This window comes from Cupriavidus sp. U2, from assembly GCF_009663685.2.
Classification (GTDB): domain Bacteria; phylum Pseudomonadota; class Gammaproteobacteria; order Burkholderiales; family Burkholderiaceae; genus Cupriavidus; species Cupriavidus necator_C.
In genome coordinates this window covers 130,723-145,533 of sequence record NZ_RCOG02000002.1, presented here as the reverse complement: position 1 = coordinate 145,533, position 14,811 = coordinate 130,723, and the positions used below count along the sequence as shown (strand labels likewise).

The following is a 14,811-nucleotide window of genomic DNA, read 5'->3' as shown; positions in this document are numbered from 1 at the left end:
GGTGGCGAGCATGGTGACCGCTAAAAAGAAGGGTCTGGGCCGGGGACTGGAAGCACTGCTCGGCGGGCCCGCCGAGATTGTCGAAACCGCAAAGCAGGAAGGCGCGCCGTCGGTACTGGGCGTCAATCAGCTTCAGCCGGGCAAGTATCAGCCGCGCACCCGCATGGACGAAGGCGCGCTGCAGGAGCTGGCGGCAAGCATCCGCGCGCAGGGCCTGATGCAGCCGATCCTGGTGCGCCGCGTGGCCGAACCCGACCGGTACGAGATCATCGCCGGCGAGCGCCGCTTCCGCGCGTCGAAGCTGGCCGGGCTGGACAAGGTGCCGGTGCTGGTCAAGGACGTGCCCGACCAGGCCGCCGCCGCGATGGCGCTGATCGAGAACATCCAGCGCGAAGACCTCAACCCGCTGGAAGAGGCGCAGGGCATCATGCGCCTGATCCGCGAATTCAGTTTCACGCACGAACAGGCCGCCGAGTCGGTGGGCCGCTCGCGCAGCGCGGTCTCGAATCTGCTGCGTCTGCTGAACCTGGCCTCGCCGGTGCAGACCATGCTGATGGCCGGCGATCTCGACATGGGCCACGCGCGCGCGCTGCTGGCCGTGGACGGGGCCAACCAGATCACGCTGGCCAACCAGATTGTGAACAAGCGGCTGTCGGTACGCGAAACCGAGAAGCTCGTCGCCTCGACGCTGAAGCCGTTCGACCTGAAGTCGCTCAAGCAGAAGCAGGGCAACGGCACACGCGATGTGGCGCGGCTCGAAGAGGAACTGTCTGACACGCTCGGGCTGGCGGTGCAGATCAAGCTCGGCGCACGCGGCAAGGGACAGTTGACCATCCACTTCACCAGCAACGACGCGCTCGATGGCGTGTTGGTCCGCCTGCGCGAACCGGCGGCCAGCGCCTGATACCGGCCAACGCCATCAGGCACGGGCTCCGTATACGTTTACCCGGGTTACGGCAATCGTTTTACCGATGAAATTGCCGGGCTGTCGGCATCGCGCGACAGCCCGCCGGCCATGCACCGTGTCGCGGCATGAATCTGCGCGATAACCGCACGGCTCTCGGGCGATGACCTTTCGGAATGCACGCCCTAACGGCTGCCAACGATGGCCGAATCGCCATCATGCACGCATTGGCGTGCGCAATCCAATTACGTTACGCATCATTGGCGCGCAATTTCGCACCATCCATCATGAACGCGTGATAGCAACCGTTGTGCGAAATTCCCTGCAAGCTAACTGAAAGCAGATTGACGCGTGTCGGCGATTGCTAATAGAATCGTGCGGTTTGAATTCTGGCCGGACCCAAAAAGTTCCGGCCTGGAACGAGGCCAGGCAGGTGGTGGTACGAGACCGTCAGCAGGAAAAATCGCAAGCCGGTACGGCATCCCGCGACAATCATCGAGACGATGGCTGGCGCGATGACTGGGATGATAGCGCCGCGCGCGAAGAGGAAGCTGTCGATCCGCTGTCGCATGCCGAAGCGGTGAAGCTGCTTGGCGAGCGCGCGTTGCGTCCGTCGCGCATGACACCAGGCAAGGTCGTGCTGGCGCAGGTCGTCGTGACGTTGTTGTCCGCAATGGCCTGGGCGGTGTTCGCGCATGAGCATGCACCGTCGGGCTGGTCGGCCTTCTTCGGCGGCATGGCGTGTTTCGTGCCCAGCGGCTTCTTTGCGCTGCGTCTGTATATGTCGCGCAAGCAGCCGTCGGTCGGCGGCCTGGTGGCCGGCGAGGCGATCAAGGTCTTCGGCACGATGGCACTGCTGGTGCTGGTGATCGTGCTGTACCGGGATCTGCGCTGGGTGCCGATGCTGGTCACGTTCCTGTTGGCGCTCAAGACTTATTGGGTGGCGCTCGCGATCCGCTAAGCGGAGATACGCGAATCCCGTCGCCCTTGGCAATGCATGAAGCAGGGCCACGGCGTGGGATTCGGTCTCAGATGAGGCACCCATCCGGAATATCAAGTGGTTTTACGCGCAGGGCGTCACAACCGTGAAGTGCTGCGTGAGTAAGGTTTTGCCCAGAACAATAGCGCGGGCTTGCCCAGGCGGTGACCGGTCATGTGACCGAAGGCCAAAGCAAGACGCATGCCGGGCGGCCGCCAAAGCGGTTGCCGGAAACTCAGATTTCGCAATATACCGATCGTTTCGACATGTCAGCTGAAGCTACTCAAGGCGCTGGGCACACGCTCACACCCTCAGGCTATATCGCCGAACACCTGCAGAACTTTAATTCGGTCGGCGGCAAGCAGCATTCCGTCGTCGATTTCAGTGTCCTCAACTACGACACCGTGTTCTGGTCGGTGCTGTGCGGCGCCATCGCCGTGCTGTTCCTGTACCTGGCCGCGCGTCGCGTCACGGCCGGCGTGCCGGGCCGCTTCCAGGCCTTCGTCGAAATGATCGTCGAGATGGTCGACGACCAGGCCAAGGGCATCATCCACGGCGACCGCTCGTGGATCGCTCCGCTGGCGCTGATGGTGTTCTGCTGGATCACCATGATGAACGCGATCGACCTGATCCCCGTGGACTGGGTCACCGGCCTGAACAACGTGCTGGGCATCTTCCACATCCACCTTCCGCACCACCGCGCGGTGGCCACGGCCGACCTGAACGGCACGCTGGGCATGTCGTGCTCGGTTCTGGTGCTGATGATCTACTACAGCTTCAAGATCAAGGGCGCGGGCGGCTTCATGCACGAGCTGTTCTCGGCCCCGTTCGGCGCCAAGTGGTACCTGGCCCCGTTCAACCTGATCCTGAACATCATTGAATTCCTGGCCAAGGCCGTGTCGCTGGGCATGCGGTTGTTCGGCAACATGTACGCAGGCGAACTGGTGTTCCTGCTGATCGCGCTGCTGGGTTCCATCTGGACGTTCAGCGCCGACCTGTCGGCACTGGGCTTCATCGGGCACGTGGTTGCCGGCACCGTATGGGCCATCTTCCACATTCTGATCGTGCTGCTCCAGGCATTCATTTTCATGATGCTGACGCTGGTGTACATCGGCCAGGCTCACGATCACCACTGATTTTCCGGTTCTTCGTTTTTTGGTTTTTTGGTTCTAAGTCTCTCTAAATTAAAGGAGTCATCATGCAAGCATATCTCGCCAACATCCAGGGTCTGACCGCAATCGGTATCGGCATCATCATCGGTCTGGGCGCTATCGGCGCCTGCCTGGGTATCGCCCTGATGGGTGGCAAGTACATCGAAGCCTGCGCACGTCAGCCCGAGCTGATGAACCCGCTGCAGACCAAGATGTTCCTGCTGGCTGGCCTGATCGACGCTGCATTCCTGATCGGTGTGGGTGTTGCAATGCTGTTCGCCTTCGCCAACCCGCTGCTGTCGGTCATTCAGTAAGTCTTTTCGGTCTGCATGATGCTGACGGGCGGCGTAGGCCTCAGTCCGATGGCCTGGCCGCCCTTGTGCATTTATCTGTAGTTTGATTACCGAAAGGAACACACCATGAATCTGAACGCAACGTTTTTTGCGCAGATGGTCGTGTTCTTCATCCTGTGGTGGGTTGTTGCCAAATTCATTTGGCCGCCGCTGGTGAAGGCGCTCGACGAACGCGCAAAGAAGATCGCCGATGGCCTCGCCGCTGCCGAAAAGGGCAAGGCGGAGCTTGAACTCGCCAACAAGCGTGTGGACCAGGCCATGGCCGAAGCCCGCACCGAAGGCGCACAACGCGTGGCCGACGCTGAAAAGCGTGCCCAGGCCGCCGCTGACGAGATCAAGCAGAACGCCCAGGCAGAAGCCGCACGCATCATCGCCCAGGCCAAGGCCGAGGCAGAGCAGCAAGTGACCCGCGCCCGCGAAACGCTGCGCGACCAGGTCGCCGTGCTTGCCGTGAAGGGTGCAGAGCAGATCCTCAAGCGTGAAGTGAACGCGCAGGTGCATGCAGACCTGCTCAATCAACTCAAGGCTGAGCTCTAATCATGGCTGAAACCGCAACCATTGCCCGTCCCTACGCTGAGGCGCTGTTCCGCGTCGCGAGCGAAGCCGGTGCAGGCAACCTGGGTGCATGGTCTGAACTGGTGTCGGAGATGGGGCAGGTTGCCGCCAACCCCGACATGCAGGCGCTCGCCACCGATCCGAACGTCCCGGGCGAAAAGCTCCAGGAACTGTTCCTTTCGGTGCTGAAGAGCCCGGTGAACGATGAAGCCCGTCGCTTCGTCAACCTGCTGGTGGAGAACAACCGCCTGACGGTGCTGCCGGAAGTCGCCGAACAGTTCCATGCGCTCAAGAATGCCCGCGAGGGTTCGTCCGACGTCGAGATCACCAGCGCATTCCCGCTGGACGATTCGCAGACGAAGGAACTGGTCGCCGCACTCGAACGCAAGTTCGGTCGCAAGCTGTACGCAAAGGTGGCGGTGGACCCGTCGCTGATTGGCGGCGTGAGCGTCAAGGTCGGCGACGAAGTGCTCGACACCTCCGTGCGCGCGCGCCTGGCTGCCATGCAAGCCACGCTGACCGCCTGACCGCAACGGCCGACGGATTGAAGAATTAGGAGCATTGTGATGCAACTGAACCCCTCAGAAATCAGCGAGCTGATCAAGTCCCGCATCTCGGGTCTTGGCGCCGACGCTGAAGTGCGCAACACCGGCACGGTGATTTCCGTGACCGATGGTATCTGCCGCGTGCATGGCCTGTCCGGCGTGATGCAGGGCGAGATGCTGGAATTCCCGGGTAACACGTTTGGCCTGGCACTGAACCTCGAGCGTGACTCGGTGGGTGCCGTGGTGCTGGGCGATTACGAACACATTTCGGAAGGCGACACGGTCAAGTGCACCGGCCGCATTCTGGAAGTGCCGGTTGGCAAGGAACTGCTGGGCCGCGTGGTCAACACGCTGGGTCAGCCGATCGACGGCAAGGGCCCGATCAACGCCAAGGAAACGGACGTGATCGAGAAGGTGGCACCGGGCGTGATCGCACGTCAGTCGGTGAGCCAGCCGGTCCAGACCGGCCTGAAGTCGATCGACGCGATGGTGCCGATCGGCCGTGGCCAGCGCGAGCTGATCATTGGCGACCGCCAGACCGGCAAGACCGCCGTGGCCGTCGACGCCATCATCAACCAGAAGGGCAAGGGCGTCTTCTGCGTGTACGTGGCAATCGGCCAGAAGGCTTCGACGATCTCGAACGTGGTGCGCAAGCTCGAAGAGCACGGCGCCATGGAATACACGATCGTCGTGGCCGCATCGGCTTCGGACTCGGCCGCCATGCAGTACCTGGCTGCCTACGCCGGCTGCACGATGGGCGAATACTTCCGCGACCGCGGGGAAGACGCACTGATCGTTTATGACGATCTGACCAAGCAAGCCTGGGCCTACCGTCAGGTGTCGCTGCTGCTGCGCCGCCCGCCGGGCCGTGAAGCCTACCCGGGCGACGTGTTCTACCTGCACTCGCGTCTGCTGGAGCGTGCAGCCCGCGTGAACGAAGACTACGTGGCCAAGTTCACGAACGGCGCCGTCACCGGCAAGACCGGTTCGCTGACCGCGCTGCCCGTGATCGAAACGCAGGCCGGCGACGTGTCCGCTTTCGTGCCGACCAACGTGATCTCGATCACCGACGGTCAGATCTTCCTGGAAACCGACCTGTTCAACGCCGGTATCCGCCCCGCTATCAACGCCGGTATTTCGGTGTCGCGCGTCGGTGGTGCTGCCCAGACGAAGGTCATCAAGAAGCTGTCCGGCGGTATCCGTACCGACCTGGCCCAGTACCGTGAACTGGCTGCGTTCGCGCAGTTCGCCTCGGACCTGGACGATGCCACCCGCAAGCAGCTGGAGCGCGGCCGCCGCGTGACGGAACTGCTGAAGCAGCCGCAGTACCAGCCGCTGCAGGTGTGGCAACTGGCCGCGTCGCTGTATGCCGCGAACAATGGCTTCCTCGACAACGTCGACGTGAAGGACATCCTGCCGTTCGAAAAGGGCCTGCACGATCATCTGAAGACCAAGTTCGCCGACCTCGTCAACCGCATCGAAGATACCAAGGATCTGTCGAAGGACGACGAAGCCGCCCTGCGTGCAGCGATCGAGGATTTCAGGAAGTCCGCCGCGTTCTAACCGCGTGATTCCACGGACCGCGCCGTGGCTGCCGCAAGGCATGCGGCGCGGCACGAATGGAGAGGAAAGATATGGCCGGAACGAAAGAGATTCGAACCAAGATCAAGAGCGTGCAGAACACGCGAAAGATCACCAAGGCGATGGAAATGGTCGCCGCATCCAAGATGCGCAAGGCGCAGGAACGGATGCGCAACGCCCGTCCGTATGCTGAAAAAGTGCGCAATATCGCAGCGCACCTGGCCACCGCCAACCCCGAGTTCAAGCACCCCTTCATGGTGTCGCGCGATGTCAAGCGCGTCGGCATGATCGTGGTGACGACCGACAAGGGCCTGTGCGGCGGCATGAATACGAACGTGCTGCGAGCCGTGACCAATGAACTGAAGACCCTGCAGAACCGCGGCGTGGACGTGCAAGCGACCGCCATCGGTACCAAGGGCATGCAGTTCCTGGGTCGTATCGGCGCCAAGGTGGTCTCGAACGTGGTGCATCTCGGTGACACCCCGCATCTGGAAAAGCTGATCGGCGCGATCAAGGTCCAGATGGATGCCTTTACCAACGGCGAAGTCGACGCGGTGTACCTGGCTTATACCCGGTTCATCAACACGATGAAGCAGGAGCCGATGGTCGAGCAACTGCTGCCGCTGGCCGCAGACAAGCTGAGCCAGACCGAAGATGAAAAGCGCGCCTACTCGTGGGATTACATCTACGAGCCCGACGCCCAGACGGTTGTGGAAGAGCTGCTCGTCCGCTACGTCGAGGCGCTGGTGTACCAGGCCGTGGCCGAAAACATGGCGTCGGAGCAGTCCGCGCGCATGGTGGCCATGAAGGCGGCTTCCGACAACGCCAAGAACGTGATTGGCGAACTGCAGCTGGTCTACAACAAGACCCGCCAGGCCGCGATCACGAAGGAACTGTCGGAAATCGTCAGCGGCGCAGCTGCGGTCTAAGGCGTCAAGAATTCAAGCTATCGGAGATACGAAATGAGTATCGGAAATATTGTGCAGTGCATTGGCGCCGTGGTGGACATCGAGTTCCCGCGCGACGCAATGCCGAAGGTGTACGACGCACTCGTGCTCGAAGAGGGCAACGACAAGTCGTTCGCCGAGAAGGGTCTGACCTTCGAAGTGCAGCAGCAGCTCGGTGACGGCGTGGTGCGTACCATCGCCCTGGGCTCGTCGGACGGCCTGCGCCGTGGCATGTCGGTGAAGAGCACCGGCGCCCCCATCTCCGTGCCGGTTGGCCACGGTACGCTGGGCCGCATCATGGACGTGCTGGGTCGCCCGATCGACGAAGCCGGCCCGATCGCCGCTGACGAAAAGCGCGCGATTCACCAGAAGGCACCGAAGTTCGACGAACTGTCGCCGTCGGTTGACCTGCTGGAAACCGGCATCAAGGTGATCGACCTGGTGTGCCCGTTCGCAAAGGGCGGCAAGGTGGGCCTGTTCGGTGGCGCCGGCGTCGGCAAGACCGTGAACATGATGGAGCTCATCAACAACATCGCCAAGCAGCACAGCGGTCTGTCGGTGTTTGCCGGCGTGGGCGAGCGTACCCGTGAAGGGAACGACTTCTACCACGAAATGAAGGACTCGAACGTGCTCGACAAGGTGGCCATGGTGTTCGGCCAGATGAACGAGCCGCCGGGCAACCGTCTGCGCGTGGCGCTGACCGGCCTGACGATGGCCGAGCGTTTCCGCGACGAAGGCCGCGACATCCTGTTCTTCGTCGACAACATCTACCGCTACACGCTGGCCGGTACGGAAGTGTCGGCACTGCTGGGCCGTATGCCTTCCGCCGTGGGCTATCAGCCGACGCTGGCTGAAGAAATGGGCAAGCTGCAGGAACGTATCACGTCGACCAAGACTGGCTCGATCACGTCGATCCAGGCCGTGTACGTGCCTGCCGATGACTTGACCGACCCGTCGCCGGCTACGACCTTCCTGCACCTGGACTCGACCGTCGTGCTGTCGCGTGACATCGCCGCGCTGGGTATCTACCCGGCCGTCGACCCGCTCGACTCGACCTCGCGCCAGCTGGATCCGCAAGTCGTGGGTACGGAGCACTACGAAGTGGCCCGCCGCGTTCAGCAGACCCTGCAGCGTTACAAGGAACTGCGAGACATCATCGCGATTCTGGGCATGGACGAACTGTCGCCGGAAGACAAGCTGGCCGTGTCGCGCGCTCGTAAGATCCAGCGTTTCCTGTCGCAGCCGTTCCACGTGGCCGAAGTGTTCACGGGTTCGCCGGGCAAGTACGTGCCGCTGAAGGAAACCATTCGTGGTTTCAAGATGCTGGTGGATGGCGAGTGCGATCACCTGCCGGAACAGGCCTTCTACATGGTCGGTTCGATCGACGAAGCCTTCGAGAAGGCCAAGAAGCTTCAGTAAGCGGCGTCTTTCGTCTTGGCGCCAGGCGTGGCTGCCGTGCTCCGGCACGCGGCCGCGGCCGGCGCGAAGGCGAAGATCGTGCTTCCTGATTTGCGGGAAGCCAACGCTTTCTGGAGAAAGGATCTTATATGGCAACCATTCTTGTAGACGTCGTCAGCGCGGAATCGTCGATCTTCTCCGGTCAGGCGAAGTTCGTGGCGCTGCCGGGCGAGACGGGTGAGCTGGGTATTCTGCCGGGCCACACGCCGCTGATCACCCGCATCCAGCCGGGTGCGGTGCGCATCGAGAAGGAAGATGGCAGCGAGGAATTCGTGTTCGTTGCTGGCGGTATTCTCGAAGTGCAGCCTCAGCACGTGACTGTTCTGGCCGACACCGCCATCCGCGGCAGCGACCTGGACGAAGCCAAGGCGCAGGAAGCCAAGCGCGCCGCAGAGGAACTGATGCAGAACCAGAGCAGCGATCTCGACCTGGCTCGCGCCCAAAGCGAGCTGGCCGTGGCTGCGGCGCAACTGGCTGCTATCGCCCGACTGCGTCGTAAGAAGTAAGCAAGGCACTGTAGTCGCCACGCTGTTGTTTTTTCGGCGTGGCAAATGAAAAAGGCAGCCAATCGGCTGCCTTTTTTTCTTCCGGACGCTATATTTCGTTGCCTGGACCACAAAAAAAAGCGCGCGGGCCGGGGAGGCTCCGCGCGGACGGGAAAATCCCTTCGAGGGGTCAATTCGAAGGAACGGGTTCGATCCAGGTTTCACTTACAAGCGCAGCGGAACGTCTTGTCCGCATCATCGGCGAGTTTCCAATCATCGGAACCTCAAGCCGCGCGCTACAGGTCTTCCTGGTGTCCGGATCAGTCGACGTTGCTCGGCTGGTCCGGATAAATCGGGGAACTGCTTAGGCTTTCTTCCACACCCCTTATTTTTCAAGGCTTTAGCGGCGGGGGTGCCTCACACCAAGCTCAGGTCTGTCAATGCATTGTGGGGGAAACTGCTGGGCATGGCAGTAACAAAATGTATCCTTTTGCAAGAAGATGAAAGCCCGCGCGGGAAGAATCCGGCGTTTTGGACACTTTTATTCGTATTTGAAAGCGTTTTCACGACACCGGCTGGCATTTTCTTTAGCCAGAAATGTTAAGACATTGTGAGCGTAGTGTACTGAATGCATTACGTTTTTTCGGCCGGCGCTTAATACACTCCCCGCTTTCGTGGGGTGTCCGAAATGCAACCGCGAAAATTGTGTTCGCTGGCGCATGGAGCGTTACGATTCGAAACGGTTCCAAGTGCACCTTCAGACGCTGTCAACAAGACCCTCGCCGCGCGCGTCGCTGCCGCTACACTGGCGGACGTTCGTGATTCCGCTAGATTCCTCACCATGGCCATCGACCCCCAGCTGCAAGCCTATTACCGCCAGATGGCGGAAGTGTATGCCGGCCAACCCGTTGCCCAGAGCCCCGTCGAGCGCCGTGCGCGGTTCGAGGATGTGGCCGCACGCTCGCAACTGCCGGACCCCGATGGGCTCGCAATCACCGAGATCGGTCTGCCAGTGGATGGCGCCGTGCTGCCCGTGCGGCTGTTCCGGCCCATCGATGCCGACCGCCCACGCCTCATCGTCTATTTTCACGGGGGTGGGTGGGTCGTCGGCTCGCCTGACACACACCACACGGTGGCTGCGTTGCTGGCCGCCGATACGGGCTGCGCAGTGGCCAGCGTCGACTATCGCCTGGCGCCCGAACAGGCATTTCCCCAGCCTTGCAACGATGCCATCGCAGCAGTCCAGTGGCTTGCCGATGCACGCGAGCGCCTGGGCTTCGCGCCCGAATTCCTGGCCGTTGCCGGGGACAGCGCGGGAGGCCACCTGGCCGCGGTTGCCGCCCGGCATCTCAACGATGCCGCCGGCCGCCATGTGGTCAACGCCCAGTTGCTGATCTACCCCGTCGCCGCGCCCGTGCTGACCACCGAAAGCTACCGCGCCTTTGCCGATGGCCCCGGCCTGACGCGCGATGAAATGGCATGGTTCTGGACCCAGTACATCGGCGCCGATGCCCTGGCGCTTGGCGCCGCGCATGCGGACCCGCGTATTCACCTGATGGCCACGCCGCCGCGCCATCTGCCGCCGGCCAGCGTGGTCATCGTGGCGTCCAACGACGTGCTGCGCGACGATGGCCTGGCGTACGCCGATTTCCTGGTGCGCCACGATGCGCCCGTGGTCACGATCGAGGCCAACGGCATGACGCACGGGTTCGCCCGACTACAGCCCGACGCCCCGCGAGCGCGCGAATGGATGCGGCGCGCGGCCCAGGCCTTTGTCGCCGCGTTCGACGAAATCTGACAGACGGGGCCGGAAGCTGGCGCGGATATGACGGGCATCAGCCTCGGGGGCGGCAGCTGGGGGCGGCGTTCCCGTAGAATGGCGGTCTTACGAGGATGACCATGACCGTACTGCAGAACGACACCTTCCTGCGCGCGCTGCGCCGGCAGCCCACCAAATACACGCCGCTCTGGCTGATGCGTCAGGCGGGCCGCTATCTGCCCGAGTACAACGCCACGCGCGCGCGCGCGGGCAGCTTTCTGGGGCTGGCGAAGAATCCGGCATATGCCACGGAAGTGACGCTGCAGCCGCTGGATCGTTATCCGCTCGATGCCGCGATCCTGTTCTCGGACATCCTGACCGTGCCCGACGCCATGGGTCTGGGCCTGTCGTTCGCCCAGGGTGAAGGCCCGCGCTTCGCCCATCCGCTGCGCACCGAAGCCGATGTGGCCAAGCTGGCCGTGCCCGACATGTCGTCGTTGCAGTACGTATTCGATGCGGTCAGCGAAATCCGTCGTGCCCTGGTGCAGGACGGCACCCAGCGCGTGCCGCTGATCGGTTTCTCGGGCAGCCCGTGGACGCTGGCCTGCTATATGGTCGAGGGCGGCGGTTCGGACGACTTCCGCACCGTCAAGGCCATGATGTACGGCCGGCCGGATCTGATGCACCGGATCCTCGAAATCAACGCGCAAGCCGTTTCCGCCTACCTGAACGCCCAGATCGAAGCCGGCGCACAGGCCGTGATGGTGTTCGACACCTGGGGCGGCGCGCTTGCTGACGGCATGTACCAGACGTTCTCGCTGGCCTATATGCGGCGTGTGCTGCAGGGTCTGAAGCGCGAGCACAACGGCCAGCAGATTCCGGTCATCGTGTTCACGAAGGGCGGCGGCATCTGGCTGGAGCAGATCGCGGCGATCGAGCCCGATGCGATCGGGCTGGACTGGACGGTCAACCTGACCCAGGCGCGCCGTCGCACGGCGGGCAAGGTTGCCCTCCAGGGCAACATCGATCCCACCGTACTGTTTGCATCGGAAGCAGCAATCCGGGAACAGGTGCGCGGCGTGCTCGACAGCTACGCGGCAGGTGGCGGCAGCGACGGCCATGTCTTCAACCTGGGACATGGCATTTCGCAGTTCACACCGCCCGAAAACGTTTCGGTGCTCGTGGATGAAGTGCACAGTCACAGCCGGAAACTGCGCGGCGCAACGGTTGCACCTCTTGCATGACCGGCCGGTTACCTCGCGACGCAACGATGTGATGGGTATTTGCCGTGCGGTGCCGTGTCAGGCGCAGCGCGCGTCCTGTCAAGTAAACTATTTAGCGATATTTCGCCAAAAAGGTGCCAGGGGCTTGCTGTCAAGGCTTGACTTATGCACACCGATAGGTTTGCGGCACTGCACGAGCGGGTAAGCCCTTAACTCAGTTGGGGGGTCTTTGCAAGTCCTTGATTCATAAGGCTTTGAATGTTCTGCAAAGGTGGTTGCAAGGGCGATGAAAGCCTTGTGCCAAGCGCCTTGCCGGGTAGTCGGTGCGACTTTTCAACAAAGTTATCCACAGGGCCGATTGGGAGGATGGAAAACCATCCGTGGATCATCGACTTAGGGTCACATTTGAAGTTTTACTTTAAGTTGATGTTGCGCCGCACACAGACATTCGTCGCCCTTCCTGACCGCATGCGCATGCACAAGATCAGGGCAAACTGGCTGCACCATGCAGGGGGCTGCGCATGACCCCGGACATGCCGGAAGCCCCTGCCGAGGCCAAGTTCGTGGCGTCTGCCCCACACCCGTCCTTGAGCCCCATCGTCCGTGTCGCACTGGATACCCCGGCCGACGACTGCTTCGACTATCTGGCCGACAACGGCGTCATGCCGGGCCAACTCGTGGTGGTGCCGTTTGGCCGGCGCCAGGCGGTCGGTGTGGCGGTCGCGCGTGTGGATCACTCGGACGTGCCTGAAGACAAGCTGCGCCCCATCGTGCAACGAAACGACTGGATGCCGCCGCTGAGCCCCGAATGGATCGCCTTGGCGCGCTTCGCCGCGCGCTACTACCATCGCAGGCTCGGTGAAGTGATCCTGCCCGCGCTCCCGCCGTCGCTCCGGGAGTCCGACACGTGGGACCGCCTGGGGCAGCGTGCGCGCACCACGCAGTACCGGATACGCCCCGGCCACGCCGAAACGCTGCGCGAGGCAGCCCCGGTGCGCGCGCGCACCGTCCGCGCGCTGGCCGATGCCCTGATCGATACGCAGGACTGGGTACGCCTGGCTGACGCCCGCGAACTTTGCACGGCGGCGCCGGCACGTCTGGACGAATGGACCGCGGCCGGCTGGGTCGAATGCATGCATGCCGACCGGCCCGTGCTGGAAGCGGATACCAGCCGCACGCCATCCGTGGCGCCCACCCTGCACGCCGAGCAGCAGCAGGCGGTGGACGCCATCGCGGCGGCGCAAGCCTACGCGGCTTTCCTGCTGCACGGCGTAACGGGAAGCGGCAAGACCGAGGTCTATCTCCATGCCATGGCCCAGCGGCTTGCTGCCGATCCCGCGGCCCAGGTGCTGATGCTGGTGCCTGAGATTAATCTCACGCCACAACTGCAATCGCGCATCGCCGAACGCTTTCCCCATCTGCCGCTGGCGGTATTGCACAGCGGATTGGCCGACCAGGAGCGCAGCCTGCAATGGCTGGCCGCCCATCGCGGCGAGGCGCGCATCGTCCTGGGCACCCGCATGGCGGTGATGGCGTCGATGCCGCACCTGAGTCTGATCGTGGTCGATGAAGAGCACGATACGTCTTACAAGCAGCAGGAAGGCCTGCGGTACTCGGCGCGCGACCTCGCCGTGTGGCGCGCCAACCAGCTTTGCATCCCCGTGGTGCTCGGTTCGGCGACGCCTTCGATGGAGACCTGGTACCGGGCGGAGCAGGGCGCGTATCGCAAGCTGGTGTTGCGCGAGCGCGCCCAGGCCGATGCGGCGCTGCCGGCCGTGCGGCTGATCGACCTCAATCACGAGCGGCAACGGCAGCGTGCGCTGTACGAAGGGCTGTCGGTGCCGCTGCTCGATGCCATCCAGCAGCGGCTGGACCGTGGCCAGCAAAGCCTGCTGTTCCTGAACCGGCGCGGCTATGCGCCCGTGCTGGCTTGCGACAGTTGCGGCTGGTTGTCCGGTTGTCCGCGCTGTTCCGCGTACCTGGTGCTGCATCGTCCCGAGCGGCGCCTGCGTTGCCACCACTGCGGCCTGGAATCGCCGGTGCCGCACCATTGCCCGGACTGCGGCAACGTGGATATTGCGCCACTGGGGCGCGGTACGCAGCGGATCGAGGAAGCCCTGGCGGCGCGCTTTCCCGAGGCGCGTATCGCCCGCATCGACGCCGATTCCACGCGCCGCAAGGGCAGTGCCCAGGCGATGTTCGACGAGGTGCATGCAGGCGAGGTCGATATCCTGGTGGGCACGCAGATGGTGGCCAAAGGGCACGACTTCCAGCGCGTGACGCTGGTCGGTATCGTTCACCCCGATGCCGCGATGTTCAGCCACGACTTCCGCGCGGCCGAGCACCTGTTTGCGTCGCTGATGCAGGTGTCTGGCCGGGCGGGCAGAGCGGGGCTGGGCGGCGAAGTCATGATCCAGACGCGTTACCCCGATGCCCCCGCATTGCAGGCGCTGGCGCGCCATGACTATGATGGATTCGCGGCCAGCCAGTTGCGCGAGCGGCGGCAGGCCGGGTTGCCCCCGTTTGCCTACCAGGTATTGATTACCGCCGAGCACGGCCAGCTGGAGCGGGCACTGGCGTTCCTGCAGGCGGCGCGCGAACAGGCCGACACCTGTTCGATGGCACCCGAGGTGCAACTGCACGACCCGGTGCCGATGTCGATGGTCCGGCTGTTCAACAAGGAACGCGCCCAGATGCTGGTAGAAGCAGGCTCGCGGCCCGTCCTGCAGCGCTTTGTGAGTGAGTGGGTGTCAACTTTTGAAGAAGTCGGCGCGCGGGTGAAGGGCGTGCGCTGGCAGCTGGAAATCGATCCATTGCGGATCTGAAGCCCGCCGTCGCGCGCGGAAAATGTTGCGTCAGTGCAACCGTCTT

Annotated in this window: 13 protein-coding genes; all 13 read left to right on the top strand. The window is 63.0% G+C overall.

Features of this window, described 5'->3' with window-relative positions; translation table 11 throughout:
* Positions 1-10 precede the first annotated feature (10 nt).
* The 13 genes from D9X30_RS02265 (at position 11) to D9X30_RS02205 (ending at position 14,765) form a co-directional block, all read left to right on the top strand.
* Positions 11-904, top strand: a complete 894-nt coding sequence (locus D9X30_RS02265; RefSeq protein WP_153946333.1) for a ParB/RepB/Spo0J family partition protein — start codon at positions 11-13, stop codon at positions 902-904.
* Positions 905-1,337: 433 nt separating this feature from the next.
* On the top strand, positions 1,338-1,865 hold the full coding sequence (locus D9X30_RS02260; RefSeq protein ID WP_249640860.1) for an ATP synthase subunit I: 528 nt from the start codon (positions 1,338-1,340) through the stop codon (positions 1,863-1,865).
* Between the two features lie 284 nt (positions 1,866-2,149).
* On the top strand, positions 2,150-3,019 hold the full coding sequence (gene atpB / locus D9X30_RS02255; RefSeq protein WP_153946335.1) for a F0F1 ATP synthase subunit A: 870 nt from the start codon (positions 2,150-2,152) through the stop codon (positions 3,017-3,019).
* Between the two features lie 62 nt (positions 3,020-3,081).
* Positions 3,082-3,348: a F0F1 ATP synthase subunit C gene (atpE, locus tag D9X30_RS02250; RefSeq protein ID WP_008650162.1), complete on the top strand. Its 267-nt coding sequence runs from the start codon at positions 3,082-3,084 to the stop codon at positions 3,346-3,348.
* Between the two features lie 105 nt (positions 3,349-3,453).
* Complete coding sequence (locus tag D9X30_RS02245; RefSeq protein ID WP_029051304.1) at positions 3,454-3,924, top strand: F0F1 ATP synthase subunit B; 471 nt, start codon at positions 3,454-3,456, stop codon at positions 3,922-3,924.
* Between the two features lie 2 nt (positions 3,925-3,926).
* The gene (locus D9X30_RS02240; protein ID WP_153946336.1) at positions 3,927-4,469 is read left to right on the top strand and encodes a F0F1 ATP synthase subunit delta; all 543 of its coding nucleotides are present in this window, start codon (positions 3,927-3,929) and stop codon (positions 4,467-4,469) included.
* Positions 4,470-4,508: 39 nt separating this feature from the next.
* On the top strand, positions 4,509-6,050 hold the full coding sequence (gene atpA, locus D9X30_RS02235; protein ID WP_029051302.1) for a F0F1 ATP synthase subunit alpha: 1,542 nt from the start codon (positions 4,509-4,511) through the stop codon (positions 6,048-6,050).
* A 71-nt stretch (positions 6,051-6,121) separates the two neighbouring features.
* Entirely contained in the window at positions 6,122-6,997 is an 876-nt protein-coding gene (gene atpG / locus D9X30_RS02230; protein ID WP_153946337.1) for a F0F1 ATP synthase subunit gamma, read from the top strand.
* Between the two features lie 33 nt (positions 6,998-7,030).
* Positions 7,031-8,434, top strand: a complete 1,404-nt coding sequence (gene atpD, locus D9X30_RS02225) for a F0F1 ATP synthase subunit beta (protein WP_029051300.1) — start codon at positions 7,031-7,033, stop codon at positions 8,432-8,434.
* Between the two features lie 128 nt (positions 8,435-8,562).
* The gene (locus tag D9X30_RS02220) at positions 8,563-8,979 is read left to right on the top strand and encodes a F0F1 ATP synthase subunit epsilon (RefSeq protein WP_029051299.1); all 417 of its coding nucleotides are present in this window, start codon (positions 8,563-8,565) and stop codon (positions 8,977-8,979) included.
* 820 nt (positions 8,980-9,799) lie between these two features.
* Entirely contained in the window at positions 9,800-10,756 is a 957-nt protein-coding gene (locus D9X30_RS02215; RefSeq protein ID WP_153946338.1) for an alpha/beta hydrolase, read from the top strand.
* Between the two features lie 101 nt (positions 10,757-10,857).
* Positions 10,858-11,961 (top strand): uroporphyrinogen decarboxylase, encoded by a 1,104-nt coding sequence (gene hemE, locus D9X30_RS02210; protein WP_153946339.1) that lies wholly within the window; start codon positions 10,858-10,860, stop codon positions 11,959-11,961.
* A 500-nt stretch (positions 11,962-12,461) separates the two neighbouring features.
* Positions 12,462-14,765: a primosomal protein N' gene (locus tag D9X30_RS02205; RefSeq protein ID WP_194946463.1), complete on the top strand. Its 2,304-nt coding sequence runs from the start codon at positions 12,462-12,464 to the stop codon at positions 14,763-14,765.
* Positions 14,766-14,811: the final 46 nt, after the last annotated feature.